This is a genomic window from Bacillus sp. A01H (assembly GCF_045277205.1).
GTDB classification, from domain to species: Bacteria; Bacillota; Bacilli; order Bacillales; family Bacillaceae_G; genus Bacillus_A; species Bacillus_A paranthracis.
Genome location: NZ_CP117702.1, coordinates 1,079,470 through 1,097,229, shown reverse-complemented (window position 1 = coordinate 1,097,229; position 17,760 = coordinate 1,079,470). Strand labels below are relative to the sequence as shown.

Below are 17,760 nucleotides of genomic sequence, written 5' to 3'. Positions count from 1 at the left end.
GTTATAATTAGGTATAAGGAGCGCTCTTTTAGCATTTAAATGCACTAATAAAGACCCTATATAAAACTGCACATACGTTAAAAAACATACATATACTAATCTGAATAGTCGTTACAGTACATTCACCTTCAGAGCGCTTTTCTCAAAAGGGTTTCTGTAATGTTCAAATAAAAATTTTATTAAAACTTTTCACCTTTTAACTGGACAAGCATATATTATTGTATGGAGGCATCCACTCATAGAAATCTACCTTTCTTGTTCAAGAGCACATATATTGTGCTCTTTTTTGTACCTAAATAAGGATTTTGTTAAAAATTAATTTCTTGCAATGTTTGCATTAGCCAAAAAAACAGCTTCTTCAAGTTTTGTTAAAGCTAATGATTTTTCACGACTATTCGGGTATGATCCATCTATCAAATTTGCGAATTGCAAAGCTTCATTTCTAATATCTACAAACTTCTCTGTTTGTCCCTCTTTCGGTGGATGATAAGTAAAAATTTTTTAAATTTGTTCTTTCATGATTTTTTAGCTCCTTTTCCAAAATTAAAATTCCTACTTACCTTTATTCTTTGATGACAGGCTCCATAATTCCAAGTAAGGCATACTATATTAAAAATTTACTCGTAAAAATCTGATTACGATCTTTTAGATTTCTACATCTCATAAGACATTCATCTACCGTACTAAGGGTGCATATAACATGCGCCTTTTATTTGTTGTTAAATAAGAATTTTGTTTAATTTCCATGAACCGTTTTATCCCATTTACATATAGTAACATCATCCAAGTGAATACCTAGATTGCTCTGGACCAGCCTCCTGGTGTTCCTTGTGTTCCTGTTACAAAAGAATCCGTTTAGCATTAGCGGGTTCTTTTATTTTTCTGTATAAAATCACTCTTTTATTGTGTTTTTAATTTACAGTACTGCTCTCAAAAAACATTCATATATATGTATTGAATGCAATTTGAGATCCCTCATATATCAAATATTTTTAAGAACTGACTCACCAACACAATTCAGTTTATCTTTATAAATGCATTAAAAATAAAATAGATACACAAAAAGGAGTTTGATTCTTTGTGAATGATCAACATAATAAGAACTCAAAAATTCACAAACCGTGTCCTTGCTCTTGTCCATCTCCCACAGCTAACAGTTTAAACGTTGTTCAGACTACTCCAACAATCGTTTCTGTAAATTCTGCAATTCCACTAGATACCGTGGTACATTCTAATGGCACGGCAATCTCATTCACACCACCAACAACTGTTTTGCTAGAAGGCGGAAGAACCTATTTAGCAATCTATGAAGTGCAAGTAATGATTCAACCCGGAGGCAATTTCGCAGGTATCACTATGTATCTTAATAATAATGCCCTAATTGGCTCAGGCACTTCTTTAGGATACACTGCAGGATATACCTCTGTATCAGCACCCGCCATTTTTACTACACCTTCAGGTATAACAAGTACACTGACTGTTCATGTAGGACCTTATTCTGATTCATTAAATACTTGGGGGTTAACTCTTGCTGTTGTAGCATTAACCTAATAAAACCTTATTCTCTCTATATTAATTTTTCTTTGTATTCTTGTTGGAATCTTTTTAACTCGTCTCTTAGAACTTTGATATAACTACATATAAAAAGAAAATTACTTGAATTGATAGAACTAGTGAATTAGCTAGAACAATTGCTGATTCATCTTTTTTTGTATAAAATTCAAATTGGGTTAATAACCACCAACAAGACGATTAAAGTTTTCTTGATTTTTTTCTTTATACGCTCTCACAACGTCATCCCATGTAAAACCTGCAAATTCAATAATTTTATAGAATGAATCCATCATCATTATTAAAGGTCTTTTTGCACCAATAGAGTCCTTGTATTCGGCTTTTCCAATAAGATGATTTACGTTCTTGTCCATATGGAAGAACGCTTTATTAAAACCGTTTATTTTAGTTTCTGTAATATAAATTGTTCGAAGCAGATTTTTGATTTTAAAGTCCATAGCAACCGACAACCAAAAATGTAAAATATCAACCATTTCTTCTAAAAATGTATCGTTAGGTTGCTCAAATTTTGTGGACCACATTTTAAAAGAATTTGTTGCATTCCAAGCTTCATTCACTTCATTTTTTAGCGCATAAACCTTGTTATACAGCATGTCATAGCGAACATAATTTTCTTTATGTTTTGCTATGATATCCTTATCTAAAACCCTTTGCATTTGGAATAGTTCCGTTAAATCAATAAATCGATTTTTCATGTAATTTCTCTCCTACTCTTGAAACTTATTTATTTGAACGCTTTCTTTTGTTAACCTTATCTACCAATCTGAAGACAATCATAACCACCAATACACATAATATTGAAACTACAAATCCCATGATTTAACCAGCCATATCTTCAGCAAAGAATAGAATTTCTAAATTTTCTATCGCAACCTCATATATTTGATGCGAGTTCATGATTTGTACAGTCGCTCTATCGGCTATTACGTGTAAAACACGAGATGTATACACATCATCAGTTACCACATCACCAGAACGATACTCATTCGGCCTCCGTCCCTTTTGAGCAAATACACGTCTTAAACTTTCTTTGTTGATCTCTTCTACTGTTGCGTATCTACATTTATTTGCATGATTGTAGCCCCAATCACCATGTATCGCTCCTTCACATCCCCATGTTCCCCATAACTCTACTTTGTTGTTAAATGTATCTTTAATCACTCGTTTCACTTGTGCAATAACTTTGTTATCCTTCAATTCGCATATAACCCATTGACCAGCAGTTACTTTCTTTTCATCAATCTGTAAATTCATTTTCTATCTCTCCTCTAATTAAAGATTTATGAATCCAAACTAATCAGCTATATAAGTTAACTTCCTGCGCTGCATCATTTCTTCTCTTGATGGAATAACCAACTTTGACCAAAGTGAAGCTTCTTTTGCCTTCTTTCCACATTCTGATCGTGTTAACACTGTAGTTGTTATGACTTCTTCTACAGTCCACTTCAAACGTTTAACTCTGTCACGTGCCGTACTATAACTAATACCATTTAATTCAGCTTGTTCCGCTTGTCCATCAGTTAACACTTTGTTTTTACATTTTGAATTGGCTTGTTCCGCCAATTTTAATGCTTGATACTTATCTATAGGTGGCTTACTGATTGCATCAATCTCCAACCTTTTTTTATTCTTGCTGTATAAGTTGAATGAGAGATACCATTTTTCAAAGCTATTTCTTTAATGTTTTTCCATCTATTTGCGTTATATCTTGATGGTTTTGTCATTGCAATTTCTTTGTCCCATCCCAAATTTCTAATCCTACGTGTCAGTAATTCATTACTAATTCCATTCTTTGCAGCCGCCTCATATTCTTCTGGAGTTATATAATAATCATATGGATTCTGCATGAGTATCTTCTCCTATTCAATTGTTAGTTAAGTTCTTGAACTTCTTTTAACGATCTATTCGAAACTTCAATACTACGAATCTTAAAACTATAATTCTTACGATATTTTTCACGAGTTTTTAACGCCGCTTCTTCTTTCGTTTCAGCTTCACAAAATTCTAATTTAAATCCTGATTCTGTAACAATATCCACCATGTATGTATCTATGAGTGGCTCGTAAATAAAATCATGATCTATTGTGATTTGTTCAGTCATTTGATTCACCTTCTATCGGTGAAAGCGTAATAATCATTTGTTGATCTAACACATTCCCTATCACAGCATTCATCCATAGGGTAGGATTCATTTTTCTCATTAAAAATTCGATGATTGTAATTAACTCTTCGGTAGATAAGAAAACAAATTCGCCTAAAGGTTCTTGATTGAACTTGCCTCCTCGTTTTTCAATCGTTAGAGCTACTTCGTTGTCAATCATGTATCTTTTTGCAGTTACTAAATCGAATTGACGGACTTTCTCGCGGCCGAATCCTGTTATTAATTCCTTTAGTACGTCATGAATGACACGAAAATCTAACACTTTTACTTTCTGTTCAAGCTGCTCTCTACACCGCTTGCATAAAGTCCTTTCCAAACCAGAAATATATATTTTACTCATATCAGACTCAGGAAAAGGATTTTCGCATTTATAACACTCTTCTCCAATTACATCTTCAAATGGATTTAACATGTAAATCGCTCCTATGATTTATATTTGTTTAGCACTTCTTGCAATCTCTCACGCTCTTCATCAATAGATTGCGAGTTTTGCTTTTCAATTTCTTTTTTAGTTGGCTCAACATCTTCACGTAACCAATCTGGAACAATTTCTTTTCTATTTGAACGACCTGGTCCCGAACTATTCAATCGCTTGTTCTTACTCATTTCAAAGCGTCTATCTAATGCAGCAACATCATCTAGTGTTTTTACTTTTTGTTTTTCCCAGCTTTTCAAAATAGCCTTAATATAATTCCATTTTGGTTTATTTTCATCAATGGCTTTGTGAGCAGCATGTTTAATTAATTCGCTACCAAATGAATCACAAAACTCTCCTAATTCCGTAATGGCAATTTCACTTAATGGAATGCCTTCATTTTTTAAAAAGTTATAACTGACCTTAAATTCTTCATCGACTAATACATGTGATTTCGATTCTTTATTATCATCATGATAATAATTAGTATTTTGTATATTATTAGTACTTAGTAAAGAATTAGTATTTAGTAGTCGGCATTTTTCCATAGGGTGGTTCGTCCACTCGGTGGTTTCACCATCATGTGGTTCATCCATAGGGTAGCTTTTCCACTCAGTGGTTTCACCACTAGGTGGTTTATCCACCCTATGGTTTTTGGTATCTATGGTTGGTAACTCATAAACAATGGTTTCCCAATGTGAAATTTTCCCTGTTTCTGAATTTTGGATTGGATATCTCTTCAAATACCCTGCCTTTTTCAACTCTTTTAGGGTACTTGTTGTTGTTTTCTCGCTATCCTTGGCATGTTGACTTAATTCAGTAGCATGAAATGTCCAATCATCCGGTAAAGAAAGCATGTAAGCCAATAACCCCTTTGCCCTCCAACTTAAATTTTCATCGCGCAAAGGCGTATTGTGTATAACCGAATAATTTGTATCCTTTTTCACTCGAAAAATACCCATATTTCCTACCTCTCCTATTTTCAAAACATCAATTAATTGTTATAATACGTATTATTATTTTTTCTTTAGGACCCGTTGCAGCGGGTTCTTCTCTTATGCATTCTTGCGAATTCTTTCAACTACTTCTTTTCTGCCACCAACCTTTTCAAGACGATCTGCTACACGAAAAACCTCTGCTCTTTCTGCTTCACGATCACTTTTCTGTTTCTTAAAATACATAGCTGATAACTGCTTTGATATCTCTAAATCTCTTATACTTTGCTTCTGATAAGCGTTATGCAATTCAAGATACAAAGTTTTATTCCTTTCCTTATTTGCCTGGTTCATTTGTTTATATAACAGATGCAGATTTTGTATACACTCTCTACGCTCCTCTTCTAATTCCAAAGCCTTTTCTAGATGTTCCAAAAGAACTCGGCTTTCTATTCCCATTATCTAAAGCCTCCCTTTCTAAGCGATCACTTTCATCAAACTTTTGTTCAATGAAAGTACCACCTTTATAAACTCCATACGCAAGTATCACAATCCCTAATCCAAAGATACAGACATTCGTTGTACTTTCTACCGTTGTAATATCCATTAGGCTAAAACAAACACCTTTTTAGACTCAATTTCTTGCGCCAACGCTTCGTTTAAATACTCTTTAATGTTATTCATCGCTTCTAACTTCCAAGCCCCACCATCAGCTTCAAACAAACCACAACGTGCACCTTCACGCATTCTGAACACAAACTTACTTTCTGGTTGTTCCACTTCAACAAATGTTCTATGCGGGCTTAATTGCACTGGATTAGGTACTTTTGCATTCCCTCTACTCGCAACTCCTGTTTTCACTGTTACAGCTTGCGATACACCATCATCTCCAATTTCCTTAACATCATTTTCTACAACCGTACCTACTACCTGTAAAACAATGTCTCGATGATTGTTTTGTACAAAACCTGATTGCAATGCAATATTAAATTCTTCTCTGTCATAAAAGCTTCCAAAATTAAAACGTGGAATGGATGCTTGTGCTTCGATATAAGTACTTCTAGCCTTATCTCCATTAACCGCAGTAAAGCATCTTACCGTTGTTGGGTTTACAATATGAATCATTACAGCTTCTGTTGTGTCAAATTCTGATTTCACGTAACCTACTAAACCAGATAAACTACGAACAGTAATCTCTGCTGGTGTCGGTTCTTGCACAAGATGTAATCTTTGTGTTGAATAAGTTTGTTCCCCGATTTTATGTGTTTCAATCGTTCCAATCTCTAATACCTTTTCAATTGCTTCTCTTGTCATAGTCATTTTTATTTCCCCTTTTCTTAATTAGATTTACTTTTCATATAATCGATTACTACTGTTTGTTTATCAGCAGCCTGATTTTGTTCCTTTTCTTCTACTTCTTCTACAGGTTGTCCAACATCTGTTTTCACATCACCCTGTAGATCCATATAAAACTGTCCCTGGATCCCGGAAGCTAACTCTTGACCAACTAAATTTCCGTTTTGATCCATATCTAATAGAATCTTAGATTCTACCGCTTCTGTTGGCGCTAGTTTCGAAATGGCTTGAACTTGACAATTCCACACATCACGCTTTTTATCACCAGCAAACGAAAGGGTTAAAACAATCTTTCTTGCTTTTTTAGGATCAGTATTTAAATCTGCCATATTTTCCATTACGCGCTCAAACTCTTGATGAAATCTTTCAGCAAGTGCTCCATCAGCAAATGTATTTAAATCAATCATGACTTCCATTATTTCTCTCACCTAATCCTTCCTTCTTAAAATTCAACATCTACTTGAATATCAATGTTCATAGGTATTTCTTGCGTTACACGAATTGATTTTGGACTTACACCTTTTTGAATCAACTTTTTAACTTCTTCTTTTGCAGCTTCTTTTGTGTGAAACTCACTGATACCTGGAAAACCTGCGAAATTACTAGTAATCACTAAAATCTTTTGTTGCATGCTTGCTCCTCCTACTGAACTTCCGCCATATTTATTTGTGTATTTGTAGCTGTAATTTCTTCTTCTAAAATGATTGGAAGTGAATATTCTTCATTAATGATTTGAATCGCTCTATCTAAATGATGACGTTTAATAGCTTTATAACTACTAATCCCAAACTCTCTATGTAATTGACTATAAATATCGCTATATACTTTTTTTCTAAGGCTAACATCCCGATAAGCATTAGATTCCTTACCACCTAATAGAAGAACACCTAATTTTCTTACAACCTTTGATACCTCATCACATTCGATAGCATATAAAGGGGCGTTTTCTCGTAAATCCTTCACATCGGATTTAATCTCCTGAATTTCCTGGGTATGTCCTTCTAAAGCTTGAAACGTTAACTTTAAAATTCCCATTGGATCTGTAGGTATTTTTTGTTGATTTTGTATATGTTGCTTCATTCGTTTAAACTCTTCAATAAACTTGATTTTCATTTGAACAGCTTCTTTTGTGTTATAACTCATTACAACTAATGTAAAAGCTTCTTCTGTCAGATCGATTTTAGGATAACGACGCCCTCTATTTTCATAAGTTCGCTCCTTAAAATTTAGGAGTGAAAATTCATAACCTGCATACTCCATTTGAGTTCTGATATCAGCCATAACATTGTCATGACGTTTATTGAATACTTCCGCAATCTTCAAGCTATCTGTAACAACTTTTCCGTTGTTTTCAAATACTAGTGCTTGTTCGTTTGCTACTGTTAATTGATTCATGTTACTTCCCCCCTCTACAAACTCGGAATAATTTTAGTTTTATTCATATTACGATGTACCAAATGCAATTCATGATTTACTTTTTTAAAAATCAACCAATTATCAGGATTTAGATTGTATAATTTAATATGCATTTTTTCTTTTTTTGCCGGCTTTTTACCATTTTTCATTAATACTAACCTCCTTATAATTCATCAAAATACTTATTAAGAAATTCTTTCATTTCCTTCGCTTTAAATAACCAACGATTATTTTTTTGTTTAGCAAAGATCTGTACTCTAGGATCACAAACAACATATTCCATTAACCAGTCATAACTTCTACTTGTTTCATATTGAAGTCTTTTCATATCCCACCAAGTACCAATTCCCATATCAGCTAAACGTTCATTAACTTGACGAGAAACTTCTTTTTGCAAGTAGTTATCATCGATAATGACTTGCACTGTTGCCGTCATTACTAGATCTCCTCACTTTCCAATATTCGATTTATTTTTTCTTTCACTTTTTTACCTTCTCTTTTACCGTGTAAAATATCAGAGAGATATGGACCAGAAACGTTAAGCATCTTTGCTAATTCTCCTTGCTTCATCCCATTAACAAATAGCCACATTTTCACTTTCTTACCAAACCTTTTATCCATATCCACACCTCCTCGTATATTAATATTTAAGCCCTATTACAGGCTTAGATTTTCTTCTTAATAAGAGCCCTATAAATAAAAATACTTGGACGTCCCAAGATATTTCTAGATAATGATTTTAGGATCATTTGGGACAATTCTTTCACCTCCTGTGGATTTACCACATTTGAAGAGTGTTTCTCAGTGAACGTGCGGGACTCCCTACTCGCAGGCTGAGCAGCCTGACCCTCGAACCTAGATGATAGTAGCTCTAGGGCGGCTTTCGATTCAGGACTAGCTCTCATACACGAGGTTGTTGGTCGGCGTACACACTAGAGATATCTCGAGACGTCCAAGAAATGATTCTAATATAGAAGGGAGGTCTCTTACATGAGATTATTTGTTGGTTTAGATGTAAGTTCGTTTGATATGAAAGTTTGCTTTTTAAATGGTGATGGAGAAAAACTGGATTCTTTTTCGGTCAGTAATGACCTACCGGGAGCTACTACACTCAAAGAAAAATTATTACAGTGTGTTGCAGGTAAAGAGGTCGACATCCTTAAGATTGGTCTAGAATCCACCTCTGTTTACAGCTTTCATCCTTCTATGTTTCTTCACCATGATATAGATTTACAGCGTTTTGGAGCAAAAGTATTTCTCCTAAACCCAAAGCAAGTCGCAAATTTTAAGAAAAGTTATTCTGACATGAATAAAACCGATGAGATTGATGCCTTTGTCATTGCTGATTACTTACGATTTGGCCGTAATCAAATGTCTATCGTAAAAGAAAGCCAGTACGTGGCACTGCAGCAATTAACTCGATCACGATACCAACTTGTCAAAATGTTAACGAAAGAAAAACAACACTTTCTTCAACACCTAAGTTTTAAATGTAATACATTTTCACAAGAGGTGGATACTTCCGTATTCGGTAGCGCCATGACAGAACTATTTCTTGAAAAATTCAGCTTAGAGGAACTCGCTAATATGCCTTTAGAAGAACTCGCTGAGTTCCTACAGAAAAAAAGTCGAAACCGTTTTGGTGATCCAAAATGCGTAGCAGCATCCATTCACAAAGCTGTGAAAGTTTCTTATCGCTTGGATAAGGTTGTAGAAGATTCAATAGATGTCATCTTAGGTACATCCATCGCAGTCATTCGTACGTTTCAACAGCAAATCAAGGAATTAGAAAAGTCTATTAAAAAAATCATGGCTGGTTTGACCCAAACACTTGAATCTATTCCTGGAGTAGGCCCTGTTTTCGCTGCCGGTATCATTGCTGAAATTGGCCAAATCGAAAGATTTGACGATGAAACAAAAATAGCCAAATACGCTGGATTATACTGGCGAAAGCACCAATCCGGTCGTTTTACAGCCGAAGATACTTCATTATCCCGTACAGGTAATCATTACTTGCGTTATTACTTAGTTGAAGCCGCCAATTCAGTAAGAAAGCATGTATCAGATTATCAAGAGTATTACGTGAAAAAATATAATGAAGTACCAAAACATCAACACAAACGTGCACTCGTTCTAACCGCAAGAAAATTTGTGCGATTGGTGGATGCGCTACTACGTAGCCACCAACTTTTTACGCCTGGAAGGTGTGTGAAAGAATGACATAAAATTTTGTCATCGCTACCTTTCATTATTTTCCAGTAAATTACATTCGTTACTGGTTTAGTTTTGTGATGCCTTTTTTAAACAAATTGACCTTTGACAACTTTAAACTTTGTTATTTCTAAGTTGACATACTACCGCAGGTCTTCTATACATTCAGCTAATTTTTTAGCTTTCTATTGACTATTTCTATCCGATTAGATAAAATTAAGGCATAGCTAAATAAACCAAATTAAATTACCTTTTAAACGTTGAGGGACGTGCTATAGAGGTTTAATTTGTAATGGTTTTGCGGCTAAATAATTAGCTTATGAACATAGTTTAATATCCAAACGGATAAAAGTCAATGATTTTCTATCCATTCAGATAATAAATGTTCTTAGCTTTATTAAGGGTGGCTCAAATGTCTACATTCAACATAATTAAAAGTCTTGCGGATAAAAAAGGAATATCGTTATCTGATTTAGCAAAACAACTAAACATGGGGGAAAATTCTCTATATAAGTGGAAGACACAAAAACCTGCTGTTGATAAGCTGCAATTGGTAGCAGATTATTTTGAGGTAAGTGTTGATTACCTACTAGGTAGAACTAACAAAGAGTACTGGGAACTTACAGAGAAAGATGAAAAAGATATACAAAAAAAGTTAGAAGAGTTAATAGAAGATATGAGTAAAGCTGATGCTCTTGCTTTTTCTAAAGACTCTGAACCTATGTCAGAGGAAACTAAACAATTATTAATTGTCTCATTAGAAAACTCTCTTAGATTAGGAAAACAAATGGCTAAAAAGAAATTTACACCAAAAAAATACAGAAACGAAGAGTGATTGGAGTGGATCTAGTTGGTTTCAAAACAACAAATCAATTTAAAAATAGACGAACTACTTAGACGATATAACACCAGAGATCCTTTCCTTATCGCTGAAGCAAAAGGTATAGTCATTATCACAGAAGCCTTAGGGGATATTTACGGATACTACCACAAAGTGTCTCGTATCCCTTTTATACATATTAACGAACGACTTTCATATCAAAATCAAATCTTCACTTGTTTTCATGAATTAGGTCATGCTTTATTTCATCCAGATGAAAATACACCTAAATTATCCAAGGTGTCTCTTTGTTCTGAAATTCGTATAGAAGCTGAAGCAAACTATTTTGCAACGAGATTTCTTATCGATGGAAGTCATCATGATTACTACATACAAACAAAGCAAGAATTATTACAGCATTATGGAATCCCTAAACAAATGGATAGATTTATTTAAAATCTATTATATATTTTTACACAAAAACAGAACAAACATTCTCATTGTATATAGAATGGAGTGATTAAAATGGCTAGTTTTAGAAAACGTAATGATAAGTGGGAATATCGGATCAGGTATAAAGAAATGGGGAAATACAAAGAAACCTCCAAAGGTGGATTTAAAACAAAAAAAGAAGCTCAATTAGCTGCTGCTAAAATAGAAGAAAAATTAGTAAATGGGAGCAATATACAGAACGGTAAAATAACTTTTAATGAATACCTTTACGAATGGTTAAATGTCTTCAAAAAAGGAAATGTAGCTCCAAGAACTTACATGGTCTACGAAAAAAACATTAGACTTCACATCTTACCTGTGTTTGGAGAATTAAAGTTAAAAGATTTAACAAGAATTAAATATCAAAAATTTATAAATAACCTATTAGAAAAGTACAGTAAAAAAACGGTAGAAACAATTAATGTCACAATGCACCATGCGTTAGATACAGCTGTTAACGAACTTGGGATTTTAGAAAAAAACCCAACTACAAAAATTAAATTAAGAACAACTCGTGTTTCCTCAAAAAATGATGATATAAAATGCTACGATATAGATGAACTACACCAATTCTTAACTTACATCCTTAATGAGAAAGGAGGCTTTAAATACTTTTCTTTATTCATGTTTCTATCTCGCACAGGTCTCCGCATTGGTGAATGCTTAGCCCTTCAATGGGAAGATATTGATTTTGAAGAACAAAAATTATTCATCAACAAAACATTAATCACTACCAAGAGAAATGAAAAAATCTTATTCGGCCCACCTAAAAATAGAAGTAGTAAACGAACTATCTCTTTAGATTCTTCTACCATATCTCATTTAAGAAAAATGAAAATGGAGCAAAATAAAAACACTTTGAAGAACGGTAAATATTATAAAGAGTATAATTTTGTATTTACACATGAAGATAATTCTTGTATGCTACACCCAGCAACCCTAAAATTCTTACAGCAAGCTTGTAAGAAAGGAAATTTAAAGTACATTACCTTACACGGATTTAGACATACACATGCCGTTCACTTATTACAAAGTGGGGCAAACCTTAAATATGTTTCAGAACGTTTAGGGCATTCCTCTATAGACATGACTGCAAATGTGTATCTTCATATAACAAAATCTATAGAGGAAACTGCCGTAAACCAATATGACGAGTTTTTAAAATCTCGTGGGCAAATTGTGGGCAAGTAACTTTAACAATACGCTAAATTCACTTGTCACGATAGGTTTCAAACTTAGGTTTATAGAACGAACGATTATCAAGAGCAAAGACACGCTCTGTGTATTCGCCTGGTTTTGTGCGTCCTAATGCGCGGTCCATCATGTTCATTTTTGCATCTAAGTTATCGATGTAATGCAGAATTTCTGCTTCTTTTACTAATGGTGGTTTTGGACTACCCCATTCTGCTTTTCCGTGGTGAGAAAGCACGATGTGTTGAAGAATTAATACTTCTTCTGCATCGATTTGCAGCTCGTCTGCTGCTTTACCAATTTCGTTCACCATAATCGAAATGTGGCCTAATAAATTTCCTTCTAACGTATACGTTGTGGAAATTGGACCAGACAACTCGATTACTTTACCAAGGTCATGTAAAATAACGCCTGCATATAGTAAGTCTTTATCTAATGATGGATATAGATTTGAGATAGCTTTCGCTAAATCAAGCATCGATACGACGTGATAAGCTAGTCCAGATACGAACTCGTGATGGTTCTTCGTCGCTGCTGGATAGTCTAAAAATTCGTTTTGATGCTTATTTAATAAATGTCTTGTTAGACGTTGAATGTTCGGGTTTCTCATTTCAAATATGTATTGCGTAATTTTCTCAACCATATCTTCTTTTTTCACTGGTGCTTTTTCTACGAAATCTGAGATATCCGTAACTTCATTTTCATTCGCAACACGAATTTGTTTCACACGTAATTGAATACGGCCTTTGTAGTTTAGAATGTCACCAGCCACTTTCACGATTGTTTCCGCTACATATTGTTTCTCAACTTCTGGTGATACATCCCACAATTTCGCTTCAATATCTCCACTTGGATCTTGTAAGATTACTGTTAAAAATGGCTTTCCATTGCTTGCGATACCTTTTGTCGCTGTTTTAATTAACAAGAAAATATCGACTTGTTCACCAACTTCATACTCTGCAATTTTCTTTTTCATTCGAATTCCTCCACCAAATCAGTTACTTTTAGTATAGCACACTACAACTCATTTTCTTTACGCATATGTGTTAATTTTACAATCTGTTTTTCTGTAAAATACGCGAGTAAATGCGCATGACATGTAAAGAATATGACTTGTCTATCCTTTGCAATTTCCTTTATAAGTTCAATCGTCCGATTCGTCCTTACCGCATCAAAGTGCACGAAACTGTCATCAATAATAAATGGATAATCATGCTCAAATGTGTTCGCTAATGCAAATCTCAGCGATAAATACAACTGCTCAGCTGTCGCTTGGCTTAGTTCATGACTATAAAAACGCATACCGTCGTTACGCTCAACGATGAACGGCTCCGCCTCTGACGGTGAAAAGATTTTACTATATCGTCCGCCCGTTAAATACACAAAATACTCTTCTGATTTTTGTAAAATACGAGGAAGATGTACTTCATGATAATATTGCTTCGTTTTCGTTAACACTGTCTTTGCGGCCGCATACGCAGCCCACTTCTTCACTTGCTCACGCACTTGCGCTTTTTTCATTTCCCATTCATGCATTAAATCACCGTACGTACTACCTTCTTCTAAATTCGCAATTTCCATACGATGCTGTGCAATACGCTCTGTCAGTTCTTTTTCTTGTGCCAGACAGTTTTGCGCGGCTGTCAGTTCTTGCTTTAATTTTTCATCATAACCGTCAGCTTCATAATGTTCAGCTAATGATAAACTCGTTAAACGTTGTTCTAAAAGATCAATTTGCGGTAATAAACGTCCTACTTGCTTCTCCGCATCTTCACGTTTTTCCGCTAGTTTACCTGCTGCTAAAAACATCTCTTCATTTGTAGCTTCTGCAATATGCCATAAACTGTCTCGTTCTACTAGTAATTGCTTTAATTGTTCTTGCATAAACTCATATTCTTCTTGCCATTCCGTCAGTTTTTCTTTTAACTGCTTACAAGTTTGGCGTTTTTCTTTCTCATTTTGCATACGACTTTGTGCCTCGTGCAGCTTACTATACTCCGCGCTACCGATAACAGTTTCTAGTTTATGTTCAAATTGTGAAATCATTTCATATAATGAAGATTTTCGCTTGCCTTGCTTCTCTAATTCACGATATAATTGTTGCATTTTTTCCATACGCTCAAATGCCGGCAATATGTGTGCATACGTATAAAATTCAGGGAACGTATAGCGCTTTTTATACACATTGACTTGTTCGCTCGTGCGGAACGTTTCTCTCTCCCATTCCTCATACGATGAAACGACTTTATCATACGCTCGCTCCATTTGCTGCAATTTATATGACTCACGCTCAAATAACTTACGAATCTCTTCGTCTTTTTCTAACTCATAACGAACAGACATCGCTTCTTCACTTTGTCTCCCGCCAGCACTTTGCTGAAGAGTAAGGAGCTCTTCTTGTAACCCACTTGACGGATCTTTATATAAAACAAGAGCAAGAACAATCCCTACAAAAATAATGACACTAATAAATAAAAGCGGGCGGTTATCTATAAATAAGCTTGTGAATAACACGCCTGTGTTAATAAGAAGTAACAGAAGACAAACTCTTTGCCACTGTTTTTTCTTTTGCATCGCTGCTCCTGCTTTTTCCTCATATTTGCGCTTCATTCTCTCAGCGCCCATACCGATAAACGCCGCATCTTGGAACGATTTTTCTTTCTCAACTAACGTATTTCGCTCTTCATCCGCTAACATTTGCTTCTGAATTTGTCTTATATTTTCTTCTTGTTCTTCTAATTGCTCTTGCGCTACTTTAAAACGATCATCAAGCTGTGCTTTTTGCGTTTCTAATTCGCGTGCCTTTTGCACAGTTTGCGTAATTAACTCTTTCGTTGCCAAACTCATATCAAAGGAAAGAACTGTTTCTTCTTCAAAAGTAGTGCCGATTTGTTGCTCGAGTTCTGCAAGCTCTTCTTTTATATTCGTAATCGCTCCTGTTATATCACGCATTTCTTGACGTGCATTTTCATACGACATATGCTGCATACGAAGTTCTTCTACATAACTTTCTTTTTGTAAAAACTCTTCGTCTATTTGAATCCATTCCATTTCCAATTGCACTGTCTCTATTTTTTTATGGAGCGAATCAACTTGCAACTGGAGCGGCTCCATCTTTGCCTTAATTGCTTCATAACGCGCCATCCCGTTTACAGGAAACTGCCCATTCTCGTTTTCTAACACTTTCTCATACGCACGCTTTTCAATAACGAGAGGTTCAAGTGCTGCTAATATTTCATAATCTTGCTTTCGTTTTTCTGCATTCTCTTTTTCCACTCGAACAGAAGCAAGTTTCTCTTCACTTTCTTTTAACTGTTCGACCTGTTTTTCATACGTGCCAATTTTTCCTTGCCACTCTTTCATCTTCTCTTCCAGTTTCTTCATCTCTTGCAGTGACACGTTAATTTCCGGTTTACGCCCGCTCGGTTTAAAGCGCTGATCCATTTCTTTTTCTAGCTTTTTATCTAGCTGTAATAACGCATCACTTCCGACTGCGCTTGCTGAAAATAAATAATTACCGATATCCGCTTCACCAAGCTGATGAATATTTTGAAGACCGTGCATATCAAATGAAAAGACAGATTCAAATAAGCTCTCATTCATCCCGCTTAATATATCGCATAAAATTTCCTCGCCGCCCGTTTTCCCGTCTTCAAAATAAACAGTTACCTCACCAACAGCCGTCTTTGGCAATCGTTCAATTTTCAAACGGCCGTACTTCTCTGTTTGCACAGTGATTGCTCCGCCATACTTCCCGCCTTCTTTCGGTTCATAACGGCGCTGTCCTCTCGTCGGAAAACCGAATAAAATACTTTTCATAAACGAGCGAATTGTTGATTTCCCTGCTTCATTTTCACCGTATAACACCGTCAGCATTGACAGATCCATTTCCACATTTTCTAATTTTCCGTACCCATAAATATGGAGTTTTTCCATTCTCATTTTTTATCCCTCTCTTGCTGGAATAATTGTTCTAAAATAATATTTTCCGCTTCCTTCTGAATCTCTTTCTTCTCTTCTTCTGTAAAAGATTCAATACTATTACGCGCTACAGGAGATGTCCAAATAGTGCGCAACACGCCGTCCATATTAGTGAAAGCTTCTAACTCCTTCAGCACACTACCGACGAAATGATTTTCTTCTTTCAAACGTTCGATTTCCGCAAAAGAGACCGTCTCATTTTTCCACTTCATCGCGTACACGAAATCTTTTCGCTCTTCGCCAGCTGCTAAAATATGAAAAATCTCTTCCACACGCTTTTCGTCACGTAAATACGGAGAAAGTGGGCCTTGTCCTGTAAATACGACAGTTAATAGCGTCCCTTCCTCTTCTCTTCGGCACTCATTCATCGCAGTTGACACACTCGTCATAAGTTCATCAACAGTTTCAAGTCCATCAATATTCACTTCTCTCTCATCCCACACAACATCAGCCGTATGGAAAAATGAACATTGCGTTCCTTGTTTCGTAAGTTCAACCAGGTACGCACCCTTTTCCCCTGTTTCCTTACGATGACGCCCTTGTATATTACCTGGATAAATAATATACGGCTCTTCTGATAAAATTTCACGTTTATGTATATGGCCAAGAGCCCAATAATCAAACTGCTTTTCTTTCAGCTCACGAATTTGAAACGGCGCATAGCGATTATGCTCTGCATCCCCTTCCACACTTCCATGAAGCATGCCAATATGAAAAGGCGCATCACTCATTTTCGTATACTGCGCTGTCATATTATCCGTTACCGCTTGCTGCAAATAACTAAATCCGTAAATAGAAGCTAACAACTCACCATTTTTATAAAATGATTTCTCTTCTACATAAGGCTCGGTAAACACATGAACATTTTCCGGAAACTCAATTGCTGCCCAGCTTCCCCCTAAATGATCGTGGTTACCGTGAATAATAAAAACAGGGATATCGTACTGCGACAGTCTCTTCATTTGCTCACGCACAAACACTTGCGCCCTCAAACTTCTCGTCTCCGCATCATACAAATCCCCGGCTAGTAATACGAAATCAACGCGCTCTTGAATCGCTTTATCAACAATACGCTCGAACGATTCAAACGTACTTTGCTTCATTCTCTCCCAAACAGACTGCGGTACATTCATCTCCATCCCTTTAAACGGACTATCCAAATGCAAATCAGCCGCATGTATAAACTTCACTTGTTTCACAAATAACGATC

General features: G+C 35.5%; 22 protein-coding genes and 1 pseudogene. 5 read left to right on the top strand and 18 right to left on the bottom strand.

The features are described 5' to 3' along the window. The first annotated feature begins 1,080 nt into the window (after positions 1 to 1,080). Positions 1,081 to 1,551 (top strand): hypothetical protein, encoded by a 471-nt coding sequence (locus PSR14_RS05820; RefSeq protein WP_069355126.1) that lies wholly within the window; start codon positions 1,081 to 1,083, stop codon positions 1,549 to 1,551. Between the two features lie 179 nt (positions 1,552 to 1,730). Here the strand turns inward: PSR14_RS05820 and PSR14_RS05815 are convergent, their stop codons facing one another. From PSR14_RS05815 to PSR14_RS05745, 15 genes and pseudogenes are all read right to left on the bottom strand, one after another. After that, complete coding sequence (locus PSR14_RS05815) at positions 1,731 to 2,267, bottom strand: dUTP diphosphatase (protein ID WP_065485656.1); 537 nt, start codon at positions 2,265 to 2,267, stop codon at positions 1,731 to 1,733. A gap of 124 nt (positions 2,268 to 2,391) precedes the next feature. After that, positions 2,392 to 2,826, bottom strand: a complete 435-nt coding sequence (locus PSR14_RS05810; protein ID WP_069355125.1) for a hypothetical protein — start codon at positions 2,824 to 2,826, stop codon at positions 2,392 to 2,394. Between the two features lie 39 nt (positions 2,827 to 2,865). Beyond that, positions 2,866 to 3,419, bottom strand: a pseudogene (locus PSR14_RS05805) (hypothetical protein). Positions 3,420 to 3,442: 23 nt separating this feature from the next. Continuing rightward, on the bottom strand, positions 3,443 to 3,673 hold the full coding sequence (locus tag PSR14_RS05800) for a hypothetical protein (RefSeq protein WP_169509498.1): 231 nt from the start codon (positions 3,671 to 3,673) through the stop codon (positions 3,443 to 3,445). Then, positions 3,666 to 4,145 (bottom strand): hypothetical protein, encoded by a 480-nt coding sequence (locus PSR14_RS05795; RefSeq protein WP_196477848.1) that lies wholly within the window; start codon positions 4,143 to 4,145, stop codon positions 3,666 to 3,668. Before PSR14_RS05795 ends, PSR14_RS05800 begins: the two co-directional genes overlap by 8 nt. An 11-nt stretch (positions 4,146 to 4,156) precedes the next feature. Continuing rightward, entirely contained in the window at positions 4,157 to 5,110 is a 954-nt protein-coding gene (locus PSR14_RS05790; RefSeq protein WP_113732848.1) for a DnaD domain protein, read from the bottom strand. 93 nt (positions 5,111 to 5,203) lie between these two features. Further along, positions 5,204 to 5,542, bottom strand: a complete 339-nt coding sequence (locus PSR14_RS05785) for a hypothetical protein (protein ID WP_113732849.1) — start codon at positions 5,540 to 5,542, stop codon at positions 5,204 to 5,206. After that, the gene (locus PSR14_RS05780; RefSeq protein ID WP_038413184.1) at positions 5,475 to 5,690 is read right to left on the bottom strand and encodes a hypothetical protein; all 216 of its coding nucleotides are present in this window, start codon (positions 5,688 to 5,690) and stop codon (positions 5,475 to 5,477) included. Before PSR14_RS05780 ends, PSR14_RS05785 begins: the two co-directional genes overlap by 68 nt. Next, positions 5,690 to 6,403 carry a hypothetical protein gene (locus PSR14_RS05775; protein ID WP_113732850.1) on the bottom strand — a complete coding sequence of 238 codons (714 nt, stop codon included), beginning with the start codon at positions 6,401 to 6,403 and terminating at the stop codon, positions 5,690 to 5,692. Before PSR14_RS05775 ends, PSR14_RS05780 begins: the two co-directional genes overlap by 1 nt. Before the next feature lie 17 nt (positions 6,404 to 6,420). Next, positions 6,421 to 6,855: a replication terminator protein gene (locus PSR14_RS05770; RefSeq protein ID WP_113732851.1), complete on the bottom strand. Its 435-nt coding sequence runs from the start codon at positions 6,853 to 6,855 to the stop codon at positions 6,421 to 6,423. Positions 6,856 to 6,881: 26 nt separating this feature from the next. Further along, positions 6,882 to 7,070 carry a hypothetical protein gene (locus tag PSR14_RS05765; RefSeq protein WP_001186272.1) on the bottom strand — a complete coding sequence of 63 codons (189 nt, stop codon included), beginning with the start codon at positions 7,068 to 7,070 and terminating at the stop codon, positions 6,882 to 6,884. 11 nt (positions 7,071 to 7,081) lie between these two features. Beyond that, positions 7,082 to 7,834 (bottom strand): Rha family transcriptional regulator, encoded by a 753-nt coding sequence (locus PSR14_RS05760; protein WP_113732852.1) that lies wholly within the window; start codon positions 7,832 to 7,834, stop codon positions 7,082 to 7,084. Positions 7,835 to 7,848: 14 nt separating this feature from the next. Further along, entirely contained in the window at positions 7,849 to 8,004 is a 156-nt protein-coding gene (locus tag PSR14_RS05755; protein ID WP_169509496.1) for a DUF6906 family protein, read from the bottom strand. Positions 8,005 to 8,018: 14 nt separating this feature from the next. Beyond that, positions 8,019 to 8,291 carry a DUF771 domain-containing protein gene (locus tag PSR14_RS05750; RefSeq protein WP_000127561.1) on the bottom strand — a complete coding sequence of 91 codons (273 nt, stop codon included), beginning with the start codon at positions 8,289 to 8,291 and terminating at the stop codon, positions 8,019 to 8,021. Between the two features lie 2 nt (positions 8,292 to 8,293). Beyond that, positions 8,294 to 8,476 carry a helix-turn-helix transcriptional regulator gene (locus PSR14_RS05745; protein ID WP_000361154.1) on the bottom strand — a complete coding sequence of 61 codons (183 nt, stop codon included), beginning with the start codon at positions 8,474 to 8,476 and terminating at the stop codon, positions 8,294 to 8,296. Positions 8,477 to 8,845: 369 nt separating this feature from the next. On the opposite strand from PSR14_RS05745, the gene PSR14_RS05740 reads away from it, so the two are divergent. The 4 genes from PSR14_RS05740 (at position 8,846) to PSR14_RS05725 (ending at position 12,569) form a co-directional block, all read left to right on the top strand. Further along, positions 8,846 to 10,075, top strand: coding sequence for an IS110 family transposase (locus tag PSR14_RS05740; protein WP_098487274.1), 1,230 nt, complete (start codon positions 8,846 to 8,848; stop codon positions 10,073 to 10,075). Positions 10,076 to 10,478: 403 nt separating this feature from the next. Next, the gene (locus PSR14_RS05735; protein WP_000102963.1) at positions 10,479 to 10,901 is read left to right on the top strand and encodes a helix-turn-helix domain-containing protein; all 423 of its coding nucleotides are present in this window, start codon (positions 10,479 to 10,481) and stop codon (positions 10,899 to 10,901) included. A 15-nt stretch (positions 10,902 to 10,916) separates the two neighbouring features. Beyond that, on the top strand, positions 10,917 to 11,342 hold the full coding sequence (locus PSR14_RS05730; protein ID WP_069355118.1) for an ImmA/IrrE family metallo-endopeptidase: 426 nt from the start codon (positions 10,917 to 10,919) through the stop codon (positions 11,340 to 11,342). A gap of 69 nt (positions 11,343 to 11,411) precedes the next feature. Continuing rightward, complete coding sequence (locus PSR14_RS05725; protein ID WP_169509450.1) at positions 11,412 to 12,569, top strand: site-specific integrase; 1,158 nt, start codon at positions 11,412 to 11,414, stop codon at positions 12,567 to 12,569. 19 nt (positions 12,570 to 12,588) lie between these two features. Here PSR14_RS05725 and yhaM read toward each other — a convergent pair whose 3' ends face one another. Genes yhaM through PSR14_RS05710 form a run of 3 tightly spaced genes read right to left on the bottom strand, consistent with a single transcriptional unit; the run spans position 12,589 to position 17,749 of the window. Next, positions 12,589 to 13,545, bottom strand: coding sequence for a 3'-5' exoribonuclease YhaM (gene yhaM / locus PSR14_RS05720; protein ID WP_000726636.1), 957 nt, complete (start codon positions 13,543 to 13,545; stop codon positions 12,589 to 12,591). Between the two features lie 41 nt (positions 13,546 to 13,586). Then, entirely contained in the window at positions 13,587 to 16,511 is a 2,925-nt protein-coding gene (locus tag PSR14_RS05715; protein WP_073541964.1) for an AAA family ATPase, read from the bottom strand. Beyond that, the gene (locus tag PSR14_RS05710; RefSeq protein WP_141114676.1) at positions 16,508 to 17,749 is read right to left on the bottom strand and encodes a DNA repair exonuclease; all 1,242 of its coding nucleotides are present in this window, start codon (positions 17,747 to 17,749) and stop codon (positions 16,508 to 16,510) included. Before PSR14_RS05710 ends, PSR14_RS05715 begins: the two co-directional genes overlap by 4 nt. Positions 17,750 to 17,760 lie beyond the last annotated feature (11 nt).